This is a genomic window from Pseudomonas sp. PDM16 (assembly GCF_014851865.1).
Classification (GTDB): Bacteria; Pseudomonadota; Gammaproteobacteria; order Pseudomonadales; family Pseudomonadaceae; genus Aquipseudomonas.
Genome location: NZ_JACVAM010000003.1, coordinates 395,442 through 412,060, shown reverse-complemented (window position 1 = coordinate 412,060; position 16,619 = coordinate 395,442). Strand labels below are relative to the sequence as shown.

Below are 16,619 nucleotides of genomic sequence, written 5' to 3'. Positions count from 1 at the left end.
TGTAGGCTGCAAGCCAGACCTCGCGAGGATCGCCGCCATGTCGCGCAGCCTCTGTCTCACCCGTCAGTGCCTTGGCCTGACCACCCGTATCGAGTGTGAGATTCGTCCGCTGGCTGGCGAGCGCGGTCTGTGGACGCTGCTGTGTGCGGCGGGTATGACGGGAGGGCAGCCGTCGGCGATCAAGGCGCAAGGCCCATTCCACGGGCCTTTCGTGGCTGAGGAGGTGCTCGATTCGATTGCCCAGTGCCTCGCGGTTCAGGGCTATGAGCCCTGCGAAGAGCCGATGATCTGGTGCCTGCACCTGCAGGCCGAGCTGCGCAAGCTCAATGGCGAGCGGTGTCGTCATCTCGGTGACTATCAGTTCCGCCCGGAAAGCTGATCGAGCTGCTGAACGCTTTTTGCCCAATCTGAAGCTGCCTCCCGTTGCGCTGGGCGTGCAGACATCCTTCCCGTGTCTGCCCACAAGGTTATCCACAGTAAGCGGGGATAAAACTCGGCAACGCTTGCCGCCTTGCCCGTCATGGTCGGCTGAGTATACTCGCGACCTGTTTTCCCTCTACTCAGACGAGACAACATGGAACGCTTTATCGAAAATGCGATGTACGCCTCGCGCTGGCTTTTGGCGCCTATCTATTTCGGCCTCTCGCTGGGGCTTCTGGCTCTCGCGCTGAAGTTCTTCCAGGAAGTCTTTCATATCCTGCCGAATGTGTTTGCCATGGCCGAGGCCGACCTGATTCTGGTGTTGCTGTCGTTGATCGACATGGCGCTGGTGGGTGGCCTGCTGGTGATGGTGATGATTTCCGGCTACGAGAATTTCGTGTCTCAGCTGGACATCGACGAGAGCAAGGAAAAGCTCAGCTGGTTGGGCAAGATGGATTCCAGCTCACTGAAGATGAAGGTGGCCGCATCGATCGTGGCGATCTCTTCGATTCATCTGCTCCGGGTTTTCATGGATGCCAAGAACCATGACCCCGAGCACCTCAAGTGGTACGTGATCATCCACATGACCTTCGTCGTGTCGGCATTCGCCATGGGTTACCTGGACAAGTTGACCAAGCACGATTGATCCGCACCTGAGTAAACCGAGCCCGGCACCGCGAGGTGGCCGGGCTTTTTCTGTGTGCTGGATTTGCGTGCGTCTGGCTCCGTCTCGCCGCGAGGCAGCTTGTGCTAGTCTGGCCGCCCTTTTTCGACCCCTAACGTGGAGCCCGGCCATGTCCGAACTCAACCTGTCCACCGACGAAACGCGCGTCAGCTACGGCATCGGCCGCCAACTGGGCGACCAACTGCGCGACAACCCGCCGCCTGGCGTGAGCCTGGACGCCGTGGTCGCTGGCTTGCGTGACGCCTTCGCCAATCAGCCAAGCCGCGTCGCTCCGGAAGACCTGAACACGGCCTTCCGTGCCATCCGCGAAATCATGCAGGCCGAAGCAGCTGCCAAGGCCGAAGCGGCTGCTGGCGCAGGCCGTGAGTATCTGGTCGAGAATGCCAAGCGCGAAGGCGTGACCGTGCTCGAGTCCGGCCTGCAGTACGAAGTGCTGGTGGCGGGTGAGGGCGCCAAACCGTCCCGCGAAGACCACGTACGTACTCACTACCACGGCACCCTGATCGACGGCACCGTGTTCGACAGTTCCTACGAGCGTGGCCAGCCGGCCGAATTCCCGGTGGGCGGTGTGATTGCCGGCTGGGTCGAGGCTCTGCAACTGATGAATACCGGCAGCAAGTGGCGCCTGCATGTGCCGAGCGAGCTGGCCTATGGCGGCCAGGCTGCCGGCAGCATCCCGCCGCACAGCGTACTGGTGTTCGACGTCGAGCTGCTCGACATCCTGTAAGAGGTGATGCCCGGCTGGTCATCCTAACTGGTCCGGGCACCTGCGGTGCGTCATCGCTCCGCATGTCTCCCGGCGCCTTCCCTGGCGTCGGGCTGGCCGACGAGGCTGACCGACATTGGCCGCCCTCGTCGAGCGCTGCTCAGTGCAGTTCGCCCTGCGGCCTCAGCGCCCGGGCATAGCAGAACAGAAACAGGCCTCGCACCAGTTCTTTCAGTACCCCTGGCTCACATGAGCTGAGGCTGGCGAGATCGAGATCACCCTGATCCCGTAGTTCACCGATGGCTTCCTCTTCCAGTACGGCACACACTTCGCCTGTTTCGCGATTGAGGATGCGCAGGTAGGGGTGTGGGCGATCCAGCCAGGCGTCGATCAGATAGGTCATGGCTCATCTCCGTGTCGTCCATTTGATGAATATGAGAATAATTCCTATTATCAAAATAGCAAGCCTCAATCGTGCCTTTTGTCGGGCAATAAAAAACCCGTCACAGGGACGGGCTTTTGTTTGAGCGGTTTTCTCAGTGGGTGCGGGCTACTGCGAAACGGCTCAGTTCGATCAGTGCGTCGCGGTAGGTGTTGTCCGGCAGGGCATCGAGACAGGTGATGGCCTTCTCGGCATGTTCGCGGGCCAGTTTGGCGGTGTAGTCCAGCGAGCCCGAGGCCTGCACGGCGGTGCGAATGCTTTCCAGATCCTCGATGCCGCCTTTCTGGATCGCAGTACGGACCAAGGCAGCCTGTTCGGCATTGCCTTCGCGCATGGTGTAGATCAGTGGCAGGGTCGGCTTGCCTTCGGCCAGGTCGTCGCCGACGTTCTTGCCGAGAGTGGTGGCGTCACCCTGATAGTCGAGCAAATCATCCACCAGCTGGAAGGCGATGCCCAGATGGTCGCCGAAGTGACGAAGGGCTTCGCTCTGCGTTTCGGAACTGCCGGCTAGCGCTGCGGCGCTGTGGGTGGACGCCTCGAACAGCATGGCGGTCTTGCCGCGGATGACCTCCATGTAGGTCTCTTCCGTGGTGCTGGCGTCGCGTACCTTGGACAGCTGCAGCACCTCGCCTTCGGCGATCACCCGGGTGGCACGCGAGAGAATGCGCATTACCGGCATGGAGCCAAGCTCGACCATCATCTCGAACGAGCGGGAATAGAGGAAGTCGCCTACCAGCACGCTCGGCGCATTGCCCCACTGGGCGTTGGCGGTGGCACGGCCGCGGCGCATGCCGGACATGTCCACCACGTCGTCATGCAGCAGAGTGGCGGTGTGCAGGAACTCGATGGTGGCAGCCAGCAGGCGCAGGTCGTCGGCCTGATAACCCAGAGCTTTGCCGCTGAGCAGGACCAGCAGCGGGCGTAGGCGTTTGCCGCCAGCGGAGATGATGTAGTCACCGATCTTCTCTACCAGGGGTACGTGGGATTTCAGCTGCTGGCGGATGATGCTGTCGACGGCGGTGAAATCGTCTGCGACCACGCTTTGGAAGACCTGGGGTTGCATCGGTGACGGGAGCTCCTGGACGGGGCCGGCAGCCTCGCAGGGCGGAGGGCGGCGAAATGGCGGGTCGGGCAGGGCCAGACCTAGCTGCGCGGCATGCTAGGGGCCGGGTTGGGGGCTGTCAAGGCAAGGGCCGGCGGGGCTTGCCTCGGGGGTTGCCTTTCCGTACAATCGCGGCCCCAAACTTCTTATGGGCACTCCCTGCCTTACGCAATTGCATGGCGTCAGTTCCGGCTCCATGCAGCCATGCCGGCCAATAACTCTTCCTATAAAGAGTCGGGTGAGCAGGTTTAACGGAGAAAAATCCATGTACGCAGTAATTGTTACCGGTGGCAAGCAGTACAAAGTCGCCGAAGGCGAATTCCTCAAGGTCGAGAAGCTGGAAATCGCTACCGGCGAATCCGTGACTTTCGACCGCGTTCTGCTGGTTGGCAACGGTGACGACGTGAAAATCGGCGCTCCGGTGGTCGATGGTGCCAAGGTTGTCGCTGAAGTGGTCTCCCAAGGCCGTCACGACAAAGTGACCATCATCAAGTTCCGCCGTCGTAAGCACCACATGAAGCGTCAGGGCCACCGTCAGTGGTTCACCGAAATCAAGATCACCGGCATCCAGGCCTGATCCCTTTTTAGGAGGCTATGACTCATGGCACACAAAAAAGCTGGCGGTAGTACTCGTAACGGCCGCGACTCAGAAAGTAAACGCCTTGGCGTGAAGATGTACGGCAGCCAGGCGATCAAGGCCGGCAACATCATCGTGCGTCAGCGCGGCACCCAGTTCCACGCCGGTTACGGCGTAGGCATGGGCAAAGACCACACTCTGTTCGCCAAAGTCGACGGCGTGGTCAAGTTCGAAGTGAAGGGCGCCTTCGGTCGTCGTTACGTGAGCGTCGTGACTGCCTAAGTCCGCGTTTGCTGAAAAAGCCCTGTCTCGCGACGGGGCTTTTTTGTTTCTGTGTATCCTGTATTCCTGAGTTCACTGGCCCGCCGTCGCGGTGGGAGGCAGCCCTAATGAAATTCGTCGACGAAGTTTCGATATTTGTAAAAGCCGGTGACGGCGGTAACGGCATGATGAGCTTCCGTCGCGAGAAGTTTATCGAGAAGGGTGGTCCCAACGGCGGCGATGGTGGTGACGGCGGCTCCGTGTTCATGGAGGCCGACGAGAATCTCAATACCCTGGTCGATTACCGCTATACCCGCCGCTTCAATGCGCGCAATGGTGAGAAAGGCGGCAGTACCGAGTGTACGGGTGCCAAGGGTGAAGACCTTATCCTGCCGGTGCCGGTCGGCACCACCATCATTGATGCGGCGACCCAGGAGGTCATTGGCGACCTGACCAAGCCGGGTCAGCGCCTGATGGTGGCTCAAGGTGGTTGGCATGGCCTGGGTAACACTCGCTTCAAGTCCAGTACCAACCGTGCGCCGCGCCAGACCACGCCAGGCAAGCCAGGTGAGCAGCGTGATCTCAAGCTGGAGCTGAAGGTGCTGGCGGACGTAGGTCTGCTCGGTCTGCCGAATGCCGGCAAGAGCACCTTCATTCGCTCGGTGTCCGCCGCCAAGCCGAAGGTTGCCGACTATCCCTTCACCACCCTGGTGCCAAACCTGGGCGTGGTCAGTGTCGGTCGCTACAAGAGCTTCGTGATCGCCGACATTCCTGGTCTGATCGAGGGTGCCTCTGAGGGTGCGGGCCTGGGTATCCGCTTCCTCAAGCACCTGGCGCGCACACGCCTGCTGTTGCATCTCGTGGACATGGCGCCGCTGGATCAGAGCGATCCTGCTGACGCTGCTGAAGTCATCATCAGTGAGTTGGAGAAATTCAGCCCTGCACTGGCCGAGCGCGAGCGCTGGCTGGTGTTGAACAAGTGCGATCAGCTGCTCGACGACGAGCGTGAGGAGCGCATGCGTGCCGTGGTCGAGCGTCTCGACTGGCAGGGTCCTGTCTTCGTCATCTCCGCGCTGGAGAGCGAGGGTACTGAGGCGCTGAGCCAGGCGATCATGCGCTATATGGATGAGCGTGCCATTCGTATCGCCGAAGAGCCGGCCTTTGCCGAGGAGCTGGCCGAGTTGGATCGGCGCATCGAAGATGAGGCGCGAGCGCGCCTGCAGGCGCTGGATGACAAGCGTGCCCTGCGTAAGGCGGGTCTGAAGAGTGTCGACGATGTCGGTGACGACGATGACTGGGATGACTTCGAGGATGACGAAGACGGTCCTGAGATCATTTACGTTCGGGACTGACAATAGGTATCGTGCAGCGCCGCTTTATAGCGGCGTTGTGCTGACTGGCTTGGGGTAGAGGGCATCATGCGGGACAAGGTGACCGGCGCGCAGCGCTGGGTAGTGAAGATCGGTAGTGCGCTGCTGACCGCCGACGGGCGTGGGCTGGATCGTTCCGCCATGGCTGTGTGGGTCGAGCAGATGGTGGCCCTGCGCGAGGCGGGCGTTGAGTTGGTGCTGGTGTCGTCCGGTGCGGTGGCGGCGGGTATGAGTCGCCTGGGTTGGTCGGCCAGGCCGAGCGCGATGCATGAGTTGCAGGCGGCGGCGGCCATCGGTCAGATGGTGCTGGTGCAGGCCTGGGAGTCCAGCTTTGCCGAGCATGGCAAGCACACTGCTCAGGTATTGCTGACTCACGATGATCTGTCTGATCGCAAGCGCTACCTGAATGCTCGCAGCACTCTGCGTACTTTGGTTGATCTGGGCGTGGTGCCGGTGATCAACGAGAACGATACCGTCGTCACTGATGAGATTCGCTTCGGTGACAACGACACCCTGGCTGCTCTGGTGGCCAATCTGGTGGAAGCCGATCTACTGGTTATCCTCACAGATCGTGACGGCATGTTTGATGCTGACCCGCGGCACAATCCCGATGCGCAGCTGATCTTCGAGGCGCGCGCTGACGATCCTTCTCTGGATGCGGTGGCGGGTGGCACTGGCGGTGCTTTGGGGCGCGGCGGCATGCAGACCAAGCTGCGCGCGGCGCGCCTGGCGGCGCGTTCCGGTGCGCATACCGTGATCGTTGGTGGGCGTATCGAGCGCGTGCTGGATCGCCTCAAGGTGGGCGAGCGTCTGGGTACTCTGCTGGCGCCTGAGCGCGGCATGTTGGCGGCGCGCAAGCAGTGGTTGGCGGGGCATCTGCAGACTCGCGGCACGCTGGTGCTGGATGCGGGGGCGGTTAAGGCGCTGGTTGTCGATCACAAGAGCCTGCTTCCGGTTGGGGTGCGCGAGGTGCAGGGCAGTTTCCGGCGTGGCGAGATGGTGGTCTGCGTCGGTCCGGATGGGCGTGAGATCGCTCGCGGTCTGGCCAACTACAGTGCTCTGGAGGCGCAGAAGATCGTTGGTCGGCCGTCCGACGCCATCGAGAAGCTGCTGGGTTATGTCGACGAGCCGGAGCTGGTGCATCGGGACAATCTGATTCTGGTCTGAGGGGGCGCGCGATGCGCATTGCGAAGGGATTGCTGGTTGCGTGTCTGGTGCTGCCACTGGTGGTGCAGGCGGAGGAGATCGGTGAGGTTTCCACTGTGTTCAAGTGGGTGGGGCCGAACGACAAGATCGTGGTCGAGGCCTTCGATGATCCGAGGGTGGAGGGTGTGACCTGCTATCTGTCGCGCGCGAAGACGGGTGGGGTCAAGGGTGGCCTGGGTCTGGCCGAGGATCGTGCCGAGGCGTCCATCGCCTGTCGCCAGGTCGGGCCTATCCGCTTCACTGGTAAGCTGAAGGATGGCGAGGAGGTGTTCAAGGAGCGCACTTCGCTGGTCTTCAAGACCATGCAGGTGGTGCGTTTCTTCGATGAGAGGCGCAATACCCTGGTTTATCTGGTGTACAGCGATCGGGTGATCGAGGGTAGTCCGCAGAATGCGGTGACGGCCATTCCGATCCTGCCCTGGGCGGCGCAGTAAGCTAAAAAAGCCGGGGCATGCTCCGGCTTTTTTCTGTCTGCGGTTCTTGGTTGATCAAATCGCGGGCAATAAAAAACCGGCCCTAAGGCCGGTCTTTTCAAGAACAGACCAATCAGGCGGCGGTAGCCAGAACCTTGATGTGGCCGTTCAGGCGGCTCTTATGGCGAGCAGCCTTGTTCTTGTGAATGATGCCTTTGTCGGCCATGCGGTCGATGACCGGAACAGCCAGGGTGTAGGCGGTCTGAGCCTTTTCCAGGTCTTTGGCGTCGATAGCCTTGACTACGTTCTTGATGTAGGTACGGACCATGGAGCGCAGGCTGGCGTTATGGCTACGACGCTTCTCAGCCTGTTTGGCGCGTTTTTTGGCAGAAGGTGTATTGGCCACCGTCAAGCTCCTCGAAAACTAGGGGGATAGCAACAAATAAGGCCGCGAATCATGCCGATGCTCTGCGCGCCTGTCAAGTGCGTAAGTGTCTTCATTGGCTGGTCTGACCAGCGGTGGCTGGTTACACTTCTCGCCTTCAGTGCGTCGGCTGCCCGTGCCGGCCTTTCGGATCATCGAGACTCCATGAATCTGCTCAAGTCCCTGGCTGCCGTCAGCTCCCTGACCATGGTTTCCCGCGTGCTGGGTTTCGTTCGTGACACCCTGATCGCGCGCATCTTCGGCGCTGGCGTGGCGTCGGACGCCTTCGTCGTCGCCTTCAAGTTGCCCAACCTGCTGCGGCGCATTTTCGCCGAAGGTGCATTCTCCCAAGCCTTCGTGCCGATCCTGGCCGAGTACAAGACTCAACAGGGCGAGGAGGCGACCCGCACTTTCCTTGCCTATATAGCCGGCCTACTGAGCCTGGTGCTTGCGTTGGTCACGCTGCTCGGTATTCTCGCCGCGCCCTGGATCGTCTGGGTCACCGCGCCGGGCTTCGCCGACGAGCCGGAGCGCTTCGCCCTGACCACCGATCTGCTACGGGTGACCTTCCCCTATATCTTGCTGATCTCGCTGTCGTCGCTGGTCGGGGCGGTGCTCAACACCTGGAACCGCTTCTCGGTACCAGCCTTCGTGCCGACTCTGCTGAACGTCAGCATGATCATCTTCACTGTCTGGCTGGCGCCGTATTTCGATCCGCCGATCATGGCTCTGGGGTGGGCGGTGCTGGTCGGTGGCCTGGCGCAGCTCCTCTGGCAACTGCCGGCGTTGAAGAAGACCGGCATGCTGGTGCTGCCGCGCCTGAGCCTGCGTGATACCGGCGTATGGCGCGTGCTCAAACAGATGGGGCCGGCGATCTTCGGCGTGTCGGTGAGCCAGATCTCGCTGATCATCAACACCATCTTCGCCTCCTTCCTGGTAGCGGGCTCCGTATCCTGGATGTACTACGCGGATCGCCTGATGGAATTGCCATCCGGCGTGCTCGGCGTGGCGCTGGGCACCATTCTGCTGCCGGCGCTGGCCAAGACCTACGCCAGCGCTGACCGTGAGGAATATTCCAAGCTGCTCGACTGGGGGCTGCGCCTGTGCTTCCTGCTGGTGCTGCCCTGCACCCTGGCGCTGGCAATCATCGCCGAGCCGCTGATCGTCTCGCTGTTCCAGTACGGCAAGTTCACGGCCCACGACTCGGCCATGACCCAGCAGGCGCTGGTTGCCTACTCGGTCGGCCTGCTGGCGCTGATCCTGATCAAGATACTGGCGCCGGGCTTCTACGCCCAACAGAACATCAAGACCCCCGTGCGCATTGCCATCGTCAGCCTGCTGGCGACCCAGGCGATGAACGCGCTGTTCGTCTTCGGTCTGGATCTGCGCCACGCAGGGCTGGCTCTGGCCATCAGTCTGGCGGCTTGCCTCAACGCAGGGTTGCTCTACTGGCAGCTGCGCAGTCGGCGCATGTACCAGCCGCAACCGGGCTGGGCCGCATTTCTGCTCAAGCTGGTGCTGGCGGTCGTAGTCATGGTGGCGGTGTTGCTGGCGATGATGCATTTCATGCCGGACTGGGAGCAGGGCAGCATGCTGGTGCGGCTGCTGCGCCTCGGCGCGCTGGTGGTGGCTGGCGTGGTGGCTTATTTCGGCATGTTGCTGCTGCTTGGCTTCCGCCCGCGCGACTTCGCCCGCCGCGCCATTCACTGACTCGCCAGGCGGCTGACACACTGCCTGTCGCCGCCAGTCGCCTGTGCGTATAATCGACCACTTTGTAAGCAAGAAGCGCGCTATGCAGCTGGTCCGAGGCCTCCACAATCTGCTACCCCTGACCCAGGGATGCGTTGCCACCATCGGCAATTTCGATGGTGTGCACCGTGGTCACCAGGCCATCCTGGCGCGCCTGCGTGAGCGCGCCATCGAGCTGGGCGTACCGAGCTGCGTGGTGATCTTCGAGCCGCAGCCGCGTGAGTTCTTCGGCCCGGATACCGCGCCGGCGCGTCTCAGCCGTCTGCGCGAGAAGCTCGAGCTGCTGGCCGCCCAAGGCGTCGACCGAGTGCTGTGCCTGGCATTCAACCGCCGCCTGCGCGAGCTGGCGGCCGACGAGTTCGTACGCCAGGTACTAGTGGATGGCCTGCATGTGAAACATCTGGAGGTTGGTGACGACTTCCGTTTCGGCGCCGGGCGCACCGGCGATTTTGCTTTCCTGGTCGGGGCCGGTGAACGCCACGGTTTCAGCGTCGAGGCGGCGCTGACCGTCGAGCTGGACGGCGAGCGCGTCAGCAGCACCCGTGTGCGTGAAGCCCTGCAGGCTGGCGAGCTGGAACTGGCTGAGCGTCTGTTGGGCCGCCCTTATGCTCTTGCGGGGCGTGTACTGCATGGTCAGAAGCTGGCACGCCAACTGGGTACGCCAACCGCCAACGTGCAGTTGAAACGGCGCAAACCTCCGCTGCGCGGAGTGTTTCTGGTGACCGCGGCGTACGAAGGTCACCGCTTCCCCGGCGTTGCCAACATCGGTCAGCGGCCAACCGTGGCCGGCGATGGCCGCCCGCATCTGGAAGTACATTTGCTGGAATACGCTGGCGATCTTTACGGCCAGCGTCTGACGGTGGAGTTCCACCACAAGCTGCGCGATGAGCAGCGTTTCGCCTCCCTGGAGGCGCTGAAGACGGCGATAGACGCGGATGTCTCCGCCGCCCGGGCCTACTGGCTTGGCCAACCGCTTGATTGACCGCTGTATTAGATGAGTCCAAGAGCCTGAGATGACCGACTACAAAGCCACGCTGAACCTCCCGGATACTGCCTTCCCGATGAAAGCCGGCCTGCCGCAGCGCGAGCCGGAGACCCTGGCGCGCTGGGACAGCATTGGCCTGTACCAGAAACTGCGTCAGCTCGGCGAGACCCGGCCGAAGTTCGTCCTGCATGACGGCCCGCCCTACGCCAACGGCAGCATCCATATCGGTCACGCGGTCAACAAGATCCTCAAGGACATGATCACCCGTTCCAAGACCCTGGCCGGCTTCGACGCGCCTTACGTGCCGGGTTGGGACTGCCATGGCCTGCCGATCGAGCACAAGGTCGAGACCACCTTCGGCAAGAACCAGCCGTCCGACCTGACCCGTGAGCGCTGCCGCACCTATGCCGGCGAGCAGATCGAAGGGCAGAAGGCCGACTTCATCCGTCTCGGTGTGCTGGGCGACTGGGAAAATCCATACAAGACCATGGCCTTCGCCAACGAGGCCGGCGAGATCCGTGCGCTGGCCGAGATGGTCAAGCAAGGCTTCGTGTTCAAGGGCCTGAAGCCGGTCAACTGGTGCTTCGATTGTGGCTCGGCACTGGCCGAGGCCGAGGTCGAGTACCAGGACAAGAAATCCGACGCCATCGACGTGGCCTTCGTCGTCGAGGACGCCGCTCAGCTGGCCGCTGCGTTCGGCCTGGGCAGCCTGGCCAAGCCGGCCAGCATCGTGATCTGGACCACCACGCCCTGGACCATTCCGGCCAACCAGGCGCTCAACGTTCACCCGGAATTCACCTATGCCCTGGTCGATGTTGGCGACAAGCTGCTGTTGCTGGCCGAGGAGCTGGTGGAAAGCTGCCTGAGCCGTTATGGCCTGCAAGGCGAAGTGATCGCCACTGCCGCTGGTGCGGCGCTGGAAAACATCCGCTTCCGCCATCCGTTCTACGAGCGCCTGTCGCCGGTCTACCTGGCCGACTACGTCGAGCTGGGCGCCGGTACCGGCGTCGTGCACTCGGCGCCGGCCTACGGCGAGGACGACTTCCGTTCGTGCAAGCGCTACGGCATGCACAACGACGACATCCTCAGCCCGGTGCAAAGCAACGGCGTGTACGTGGCCGACCTGCCGTTCTTCGGCGGCCAGTTCATCTGGAAAGCCAACCCGGCCATCGTCGCCAAGCTCGGCGAAGTCGGCGCGCTGCTCAAGCACGAAGCGATCCAGCACAGCTACATGCACTGCTGGCGCCACAAGACCCCGCTGATCTACCGCGCCACCGCGCAGTGGTTCGTCGGCATGGACAAGCAGCCTGCGCAGGGCGCGACCCTGCGCGAACGCGCGCTGTCCGCCATCGAACAGACCGAGTTCGTACCGGCCTGGGGCCAGGCGCGCCTGCACAGCATGATCGCCGGTCGTCCGGACTGGTGCATCTCGCGCCAGCGCAACTGGGGCGTGCCGATCCCGTTCTTCCTGCACAAGGCCAGCGGCGAGCTGCATCCGCGCACTGTCGAGCTGATGGAGGACGTGGCTAAGCGTGTCGAGCAGGAGGGCATCGAGGCCTGGTTCAAGCTGGACGCCGCCGAGCTGCTCGGCGCCGAGGCTGCCGACTACGACAAGATCAGCGACACCCTGGACGTCTGGTTCGACTCCGGCACCACCCACTGGCACGTGCTGCGCGGCTCGCACCCGCTGGGCCACGAAGTTGGTCCGCGCGCCGACCTCTATCTGGAAGGCTCCGACCAGCACCGCGGCTGGTTCCACTCGTCCTTGCTGACCGGCTGCGCCATCGACGGCCACGCGCCCTACAAGGCACTGCTGACCCATGGCTTCGTGGTCGACGAGAACGGCCGCAAGATGTCCAAGTCGCTCGGCAACGTGGTGGCGCCGCAAGAGGTCAACGACAGCCTGGGCGCCGACATCATGCGCCTGTGGGTCGCCTCCACCGACTATTCGGGTGAGATGGCCGTGTCCAAGGTCATTCTGCAGCGCAGCGCCGACGCCTACCGGCGTATCCGCAACACCATGCGCTTCCTGCTGGCCAACCTCGGCGACTTCGATCCGACCAAGGACCTGCTGCCGGCCGAGCAGATGCTCGACCTCGACCGCTGGGCGGTGGATGCCGCCGCGCGTCTGCAGGCCGAGATCATCGAGGCCTACGCCGAGTACCGCTTCTGGAACGTCTATTCCAAGGTGCACAACTTCTGCGTGCAGGAGCTGGGTGGCTTCTACCTGGACGTGATCAAGGACCGCCAGTACACCACCGCCGCCAATAGCGCGGCACGCCGCTCCTGCCAGAGCGCGCAGTACCACATCGCCGAGGCGCTGGTGCGCTGGATCGCGCCGATCCTGGCCTTCACTGCCGACGAGATCTGGTCGTTCCTGCCGGGCGAGCGCAATGAGTCGGTGATGCTGAACACCTGGTACGAATGTCTCGACCGACTGCCGGAAGGCTTCGAACTGGATCGCGCCTACTGGGAGCAGCTGACCGAGGTGCGCGCCGCGGTGAACAAGGAGCTGGAGAACCTGCGCAACAGCAAGGCCATCGGCGGCAATCTGCAAGCCGAGGTCACCCTGTATGGCGACGAGGCGCTGCAGCAGTCGCTGGCCAAGCTCGACGACGAACTGCGTTTCGCCCTGATCACCTCCGCCGCCACCGTCGCGCCGCTGGCCGACGCGCCGGCTGACGCGGTGGCTACCGAGGTGCCGGGCCTGAAGCTGAAAATCGTCAAATCGGCCCACGCCAAGTGCGGCCGTTGCTGGCACTTCCGTGCCGATGTCGGCAGCAATGCCGCGCATCCGGAGCTGTGTGAGCGCTGCGTAAGCAACATCGAAGGTGCAGGCGAGGTGCGCAAGCATGTCTGATGCCTCGCGCTTCGGTCGCCTAGCCTGGCTGTGGCTGGCCGTGCTGGTGTTCGTCCTCGATCAGGGTACCAAGCAGATCGTGCTGCAGGTGCTGGAGTACGGGCAGCGGGTCACCGTGATCGACGGTTACTTCGACTGGGTCCATGTCTACAACCGTGGCGCCGCCTTCAGCTTCCTGGCTGGCGAGTCCGGCTGGCAGCGCTGGCTGTTCGCCGCCATCGCCATCGGCGTCAGCGCCGTGTTGGTGGTGTGGATGAAGCGCCTCAAGAGTGACGAGACCTGGCTGGCCATCGCTCTGGCACTGGTGCTGGGTGGCGCGTTGGGTAACCTGTACGACCGGGTCGTGCTCGGCCATGTCGTCGATTTCATCCTGGTGCACTGGCAGGACCAGTACCGCTTCCCGGCCTTCAACCTGGCTGATAGCGGCATCACCCTCGGCGCCGTGATGTTGGCGCTGGACATGTTTAAAAGTAAGAAGTCCGGAGAACCCGCCCATGACTGAACCACTCTCTCAAGAGCTGCGTATTGGCCCGGACAAGGAAGTCACCCTGCATTTTGCCCTCAAGCTGGCCAATGGCGATGTGGTAGACAGTACCTTCGACAAGCAGCCGGCCACTTTCAAGGTCGGCGACGGCAATTTGCTGCCGGGCTTCGAGGTCGCGCTCTACGGCTTCAAGGCTGGCGACAAGCGCAGCCTGCAGATCGAGCCTGAGAACGCCTTCGGCCAGCCCAACCCGCAGAACGTCCAGATCATGCCGCGCAGCCAGTTCGACGACATGGAGTTGTCCGAGGGCCTGCTGGTGATCTTCAACGATGCCGCCAACGCCGAGCTGCCGGGTGTGGTCAAGGCGTTCGACGACTCGCAGGTGACCGTCGACTTCAACCATCCGCTGGCCGGTAAGACTCTGACTTTTGACGTCGAAGTCTTGCAGGTGATGGAGGGCTAAGTCGCCCCCCTTCCAGAAGGCTCGATGGATGAAGGCTTTCTAGGGGCGCTTCGGTGCTGGAGGGCTGTAGCTTTCTGGCGCCACTATGGGGGGGCGGCCTAGCATTAGATCGGCGAGGAGCCGGCAAGAGGCCGGAGCCAGGACAAGCCCATTGCGGTAGTGTCCGCAGTTCAGCCACAGGCCTTTGATTCCTGGCACCGCGCCTATGTAGGGGATTCCTTGGGGAGAGCCGGGGCGTAAGCCACCCCAGTGCCGTATTATTTCTGCCTGGCTCAAGGCCGGTAGAAGTATCTCGGCAGAGGCTTTGAGGCTGGAGAGTGCCTCATCGGTAGGCGTCTTGTCGAAGCCGGTATGTTCAATTGTGCTTCCTACAAGAATGTGCCCATCCCTGCGCGGAATAGCATATCTGCCGTTTGCCAGCACTATGCAGGGTAGGAAGTCTCTTGAGCACTTGTAGAGGATCATTTGCCCCTTGACCGGTTCTATGGAGATATCCAGATTCACGCCGCTCAGTAGCCTTGCGCTCCACGCTCCGGCAGCAACAACCACATGATCCGCAGTCATTTCCCCTTGGCTCGTCAGAACTCCCCGGGCGTTTCCTGCGCCGTCTAAAAGAATCTCCGTCACAGTGCAGTGCTCACGAAAGCTTACATTTTCCGTGTTCAGCAACGCCTGCTTCAGCGCCCTGAGAAGCTGAGGGTTGCGAATGCTTGCCACGCCTGGCATGTAGATTGAGCGGCTGAAGCCGCTGCCTAGCGAAGGCACTCGTACATGAACTTCCTCCATGGGGGGGGCTAGTAGCGAGGCACTGCTGCCGGCCGCCCACTCCAACGCTGCGACTTCGTCCTCCAGATCCAACCAGTAGAGCCCGGTTGTGTGAAGTTCGGGATCTATTCCCGTGTGCTTCAGGAGATACGTGGCGAGTTCTGGGTAGGCGCTTTGCGACCATGCTGACAGGGCTGTTACAGCCTGGCTGTATCTCCATGGATAGAGCGGCGAAATGATTCCTCCACCTGCCCACGAGGCCTCCTGGCCTGTTTCCGATTGCTCAAGCAGGGTAACGGGCAACCCTTGTTGAGCGAGATTGAGTGCGGATAGCAGGCCGATGGCCCCGCCTCCGATCACAATGATGTTATCCACGGATTCTCCTGTGATGCGAGTCACGGCTTGAGGGCGGCGTGTTTGATTCCCATAGTCGTTGGTCTATAGGGGTAGGGTCGCAGCTGTAGCGTTGTCTCTAATCTGTAGTAGATGCGATTGCCGGCCAGGACGGCCGTAATGATATATGCAAAGGATTTGCATCATGTCGCTGAATCGCCGCGCCGGTTTGTCGCTGGTGGAGTTGCTTTTTTCGATGGCTTTATTGGCCATATCTGCTGCCATAGCCGTTCCTGTCTTTGCTGACCTTATAGAGCGGAACCGGCAGCTAGCCTTGCAGGTGGAGCTGCGGAGTGCTCTTCAAGTAGCTCGTGCTCAGGCAGTGATAGAAGGGCGGAGCGTGGAAGTGTGTGGCTCGAGGGATGGATTGAGTTGCTCATCTGGGTGGTCGGATGGCTGGCTCATCCGGGCTGCGAGGACCCAGGAGCCGTTCCGTGTTCGTCATGGCGATGGCCTCAAGGGGCTTGCTTGGAGCGGGTTTGGTACGAGCATCCTATTTCGCGGTAATGGCAGCTCCCCTATTTCCAATGGTCGCTTCTTTCAGTGCCATCAAGGCCGGGTCGCGTGGCAGCTGATACTCAATCGACAGGGGCGAGTCCGGGAGGCCAGCTTTAAGGAGAATCAGGCGGAGCAGGGGCGATGTGCCGATTGATATACATGATCGGAGCGGTTGCCACCTGTCGTGGTAAAGGGGCCGGCCATCTCTGGCTGCGGGACAATCAATGGTGGCTGACCAATGATATGAGTAGGTATTTGAATGGAGCCCCCCATGTCCCGCAAAGACGGCATACATGGATTCACCTTGGTCGAACTGGTCATTACGCTCGCGCTGGTGGCCATAGCGGCAACGATAGCTGTGCCCAGCTTTACAACTCTCATCCGCAATAACCAACTGCTTGGTCAGGCGGAGGAGGTTCGATCCTTCTTGCAATACGCACGCAGCCAGGCCGTGGTGAATCGTGTCAGTTATGAGGTAAAGATCTGTGCAGGCTCGGCTTGGGTCGTACGTCCGTTCGACGCCTCGAATGCAAACAACTGTACCGATGGCACCATCGAGCGAGAACTGCGCACTGACGCGGCGGCGGCAGGGTTGTTGGCCTTTTCTTCGGCAGGAGCCGCAGTCGATACGATTATCTATCGACCAAATGGCAGCGCTGATCGCGCAACAATTGTCACCGTATGTCGCGATGGTGAAGCGACTACAGGTTACCGTTTGAATCTGAGTGCGGCGGGTTATTTGGAACTTTCAAAACCGGGTAAGAAGGGTGGCTCGGGCAACGTGGACATGACAAGTTGCACCAATCCATGAGGCTT

General features: G+C 61.7%; 19 protein-coding genes. 15 read left to right on the top strand and 4 right to left on the bottom strand.

The window, feature by feature from the left end:
- The first annotated feature begins 37 nt into the window (after nucleotides 1-37).
- The 3 genes from IB234_RS13875 (at nucleotide 38) to IB234_RS13865 (ending at nucleotide 1,832) form a co-directional block, all read left to right on the top strand.
- Nucleotides 38-379 (top strand): hypothetical protein, encoded by a 342-nt coding sequence (locus tag IB234_RS13875; protein ID WP_192318590.1) that lies wholly within the window; start codon nucleotides 38-40, stop codon nucleotides 377-379.
- Nucleotides 380-574: 195 nt separating this feature from the next.
- On the top strand, nucleotides 575-1,066 hold the full coding sequence (locus IB234_RS13870) for a TIGR00645 family protein (RefSeq protein WP_192318588.1): 492 nt from the start codon (nucleotides 575-577) through the stop codon (nucleotides 1,064-1,066).
- 148 nt (nucleotides 1,067-1,214) lie between these two features.
- Entirely contained in the window at nucleotides 1,215-1,832 is a 618-nt protein-coding gene (locus IB234_RS13865; protein ID WP_192318586.1) for an FKBP-type peptidyl-prolyl cis-trans isomerase, read from the top strand.
- Nucleotides 1,833-1,971: 139 nt separating this feature from the next.
- Here the strand turns inward: IB234_RS13865 and IB234_RS13860 are convergent, their stop codons facing one another.
- Nucleotides 1,972-2,214: a hypothetical protein gene (locus IB234_RS13860; protein WP_192318584.1), complete on the bottom strand. Its 243-nt coding sequence runs from the start codon at nucleotides 2,212-2,214 to the stop codon at nucleotides 1,972-1,974.
- Nucleotides 2,215-2,347: 133 nt separating this feature from the next.
- The gene (locus IB234_RS13855; RefSeq protein WP_192318582.1) at nucleotides 2,348-3,316 is read right to left on the bottom strand and encodes a polyprenyl synthetase family protein; all 969 of its coding nucleotides are present in this window, start codon (nucleotides 3,314-3,316) and stop codon (nucleotides 2,348-2,350) included.
- Between the two features lie 304 nt (nucleotides 3,317-3,620).
- Here IB234_RS13855 and rplU point away from each other — a divergent pair, with 304 nt between their 5' ends.
- The 5 genes from rplU to IB234_RS13830 all read left to right on the top strand — a co-directional run bounded on the left by rplU (nucleotide 3,621) and on the right by IB234_RS13830 (nucleotide 7,203).
- On the top strand, nucleotides 3,621-3,932 hold the full coding sequence (gene rplU, locus IB234_RS13850; RefSeq protein WP_192318580.1) for a 50S ribosomal protein L21: 312 nt from the start codon (nucleotides 3,621-3,623) through the stop codon (nucleotides 3,930-3,932).
- Between the two features lie 24 nt (nucleotides 3,933-3,956).
- A complete protein-coding gene (gene rpmA, locus IB234_RS13845) occupies nucleotides 3,957-4,214 on the top strand; it encodes a 50S ribosomal protein L27 (RefSeq protein WP_021702937.1) in 258 nt (85 codons plus the stop codon).
- A 107-nt stretch (nucleotides 4,215-4,321) separates the two neighbouring features.
- Nucleotides 4,322-5,545 carry an Obg family GTPase CgtA gene (gene cgtA / locus IB234_RS13840; RefSeq protein WP_192318578.1) on the top strand — a complete coding sequence of 408 codons (1,224 nt, stop codon included), beginning with the start codon at nucleotides 4,322-4,324 and terminating at the stop codon, nucleotides 5,543-5,545.
- Between the two features lie 66 nt (nucleotides 5,546-5,611).
- Nucleotides 5,612-6,730, top strand: coding sequence for a glutamate 5-kinase (gene proB / locus IB234_RS13835; protein WP_192318574.1), 1,119 nt, complete (start codon nucleotides 5,612-5,614; stop codon nucleotides 6,728-6,730).
- A gap of 11 nt (nucleotides 6,731-6,741) precedes the next feature.
- On the top strand, nucleotides 6,742-7,203 hold the full coding sequence (locus tag IB234_RS13830; RefSeq protein WP_192318573.1) for a CreA family protein: 462 nt from the start codon (nucleotides 6,742-6,744) through the stop codon (nucleotides 7,201-7,203).
- A 112-nt stretch (nucleotides 7,204-7,315) separates the two neighbouring features.
- Here the strand turns inward: IB234_RS13830 and rpsT are convergent, their stop codons facing one another.
- A complete protein-coding gene (rpsT, locus tag IB234_RS13825) occupies nucleotides 7,316-7,588 on the bottom strand; it encodes a 30S ribosomal protein S20 (RefSeq protein ID WP_192318572.1) in 273 nt (90 codons plus the stop codon).
- A gap of 183 nt (nucleotides 7,589-7,771) precedes the next feature.
- On the opposite strand from rpsT, the gene murJ reads away from it, so the two are divergent.
- The 5 genes from murJ (at nucleotide 7,772) to IB234_RS13800 (ending at nucleotide 14,147) form a co-directional block, all read left to right on the top strand.
- Nucleotides 7,772-9,316 (top strand): murein biosynthesis integral membrane protein MurJ, encoded by a 1,545-nt coding sequence (gene murJ, locus IB234_RS13820; protein WP_192318571.1) that lies wholly within the window; start codon nucleotides 7,772-7,774, stop codon nucleotides 9,314-9,316.
- Nucleotides 9,317-9,398: 82 nt separating this feature from the next.
- Complete coding sequence (ribF, locus tag IB234_RS13815; protein WP_192318569.1) at nucleotides 9,399-10,337, top strand: bifunctional riboflavin kinase/FAD synthetase; 939 nt, start codon at nucleotides 9,399-9,401, stop codon at nucleotides 10,335-10,337.
- A gap of 31 nt (nucleotides 10,338-10,368) precedes the next feature.
- Nucleotides 10,369-13,200: an isoleucine--tRNA ligase gene (gene ileS, locus IB234_RS13810; protein ID WP_192318567.1), complete on the top strand. Its 2,832-nt coding sequence runs from the start codon at nucleotides 10,369-10,371 to the stop codon at nucleotides 13,198-13,200.
- Entirely contained in the window at nucleotides 13,193-13,702 is a 510-nt protein-coding gene (lspA, locus tag IB234_RS13805; RefSeq protein ID WP_192318565.1) for a signal peptidase II, read from the top strand. Before ileS ends, lspA begins: the two co-directional genes overlap by 8 nt.
- On the top strand, nucleotides 13,695-14,147 hold the full coding sequence (locus tag IB234_RS13800; protein WP_192318563.1) for an FKBP-type peptidyl-prolyl cis-trans isomerase: 453 nt from the start codon (nucleotides 13,695-13,697) through the stop codon (nucleotides 14,145-14,147). The genes lspA and IB234_RS13800 overlap by 8 nt, the downstream gene beginning before the upstream one ends.
- A gap of 39 nt (nucleotides 14,148-14,186) precedes the next feature.
- Here the strand turns inward: IB234_RS13800 and thiO are convergent, their stop codons facing one another.
- Entirely contained in the window at nucleotides 14,187-15,287 is a 1,101-nt protein-coding gene (gene thiO / locus IB234_RS13795) for a glycine oxidase ThiO (protein ID WP_318652019.1), read from the bottom strand.
- Nucleotides 15,288-15,450: 163 nt separating this feature from the next.
- On the opposite strand from thiO, the gene IB234_RS13790 reads away from it, so the two are divergent.
- Nucleotides 15,451-15,957 (top strand): GspH/FimT family pseudopilin, encoded by a 507-nt coding sequence (locus tag IB234_RS13790; protein ID WP_192318560.1) that lies wholly within the window; start codon nucleotides 15,451-15,453, stop codon nucleotides 15,955-15,957.
- Nucleotides 15,958-16,074: 117 nt separating this feature from the next.
- Nucleotides 16,075-16,614, top strand: coding sequence for a GspH/FimT family pseudopilin (locus IB234_RS13785; RefSeq protein ID WP_192318558.1), 540 nt, complete (start codon nucleotides 16,075-16,077; stop codon nucleotides 16,612-16,614).
- The last annotated feature ends 5 nt before the right edge of the window (nucleotides 16,615-16,619 follow it).

Bases quoted from the DNA above. Each gene is read 5' to 3' on its own strand.
- IB234_RS13875 (WP_192318590.1), top strand. From the start codon at position 38: ATGTCGCGCAGCCTCTGTCTCACCCGTCAGTGCCTTGGCCTGACCACC.
- IB234_RS13870 (WP_192318588.1), top strand. From the start codon at position 575: ATGGAACGCTTTATCGAAAATGCGATGTACGCCTCGCGCTGGCTTTTG.
- IB234_RS13865 (WP_192318586.1), top strand. From the start codon at position 1,215: ATGTCCGAACTCAACCTGTCCACCGACGAAACGCGCGTCAGCTACGGC.
- IB234_RS13860 (WP_192318584.1), bottom strand. From the start codon at position 2,214: ATGACCTATCTGATCGACGCCTGGCTGGATCGCCCACACCCCTACCTG.
- IB234_RS13855 (WP_192318582.1), bottom strand. From the start codon at position 3,316: ATGCAACCCCAGGTCTTCCAAAGCGTGGTCGCAGACGATTTCACCGCC.
- rplU (WP_192318580.1), top strand. From the start codon at position 3,621: ATGTACGCAGTAATTGTTACCGGTGGCAAGCAGTACAAAGTCGCCGAA.
- rpmA (WP_021702937.1), top strand. From the start codon at position 3,957: ATGGCACACAAAAAAGCTGGCGGTAGTACTCGTAACGGCCGCGACTCA.
- cgtA (WP_192318578.1), top strand. From the start codon at position 4,322: ATGAAATTCGTCGACGAAGTTTCGATATTTGTAAAAGCCGGTGACGGC.
- proB (WP_192318574.1), top strand. From the start codon at position 5,612: ATGCGGGACAAGGTGACCGGCGCGCAGCGCTGGGTAGTGAAGATCGGT.
- IB234_RS13830 (WP_192318573.1), top strand. From the start codon at position 6,742: ATGCGCATTGCGAAGGGATTGCTGGTTGCGTGTCTGGTGCTGCCACTG.
- murJ (WP_192318571.1), top strand. From the start codon at position 7,772: ATGAATCTGCTCAAGTCCCTGGCTGCCGTCAGCTCCCTGACCATGGTT.
- ribF (WP_192318569.1), top strand. From the start codon at position 9,399: ATGCAGCTGGTCCGAGGCCTCCACAATCTGCTACCCCTGACCCAGGGA.
- ileS (WP_192318567.1), top strand. From the start codon at position 10,369: ATGACCGACTACAAAGCCACGCTGAACCTCCCGGATACTGCCTTCCCG.
- lspA (WP_192318565.1), top strand. From the start codon at position 13,193: ATGTCTGATGCCTCGCGCTTCGGTCGCCTAGCCTGGCTGTGGCTGGCC.
- IB234_RS13800 (WP_192318563.1), top strand. From the start codon at position 13,695: ATGACTGAACCACTCTCTCAAGAGCTGCGTATTGGCCCGGACAAGGAA.
- IB234_RS13790 (WP_192318560.1), top strand. From the start codon at position 15,451: ATGTCGCTGAATCGCCGCGCCGGTTTGTCGCTGGTGGAGTTGCTTTTT.
- IB234_RS13785 (WP_192318558.1), top strand. From the start codon at position 16,075: ATGTCCCGCAAAGACGGCATACATGGATTCACCTTGGTCGAACTGGTC.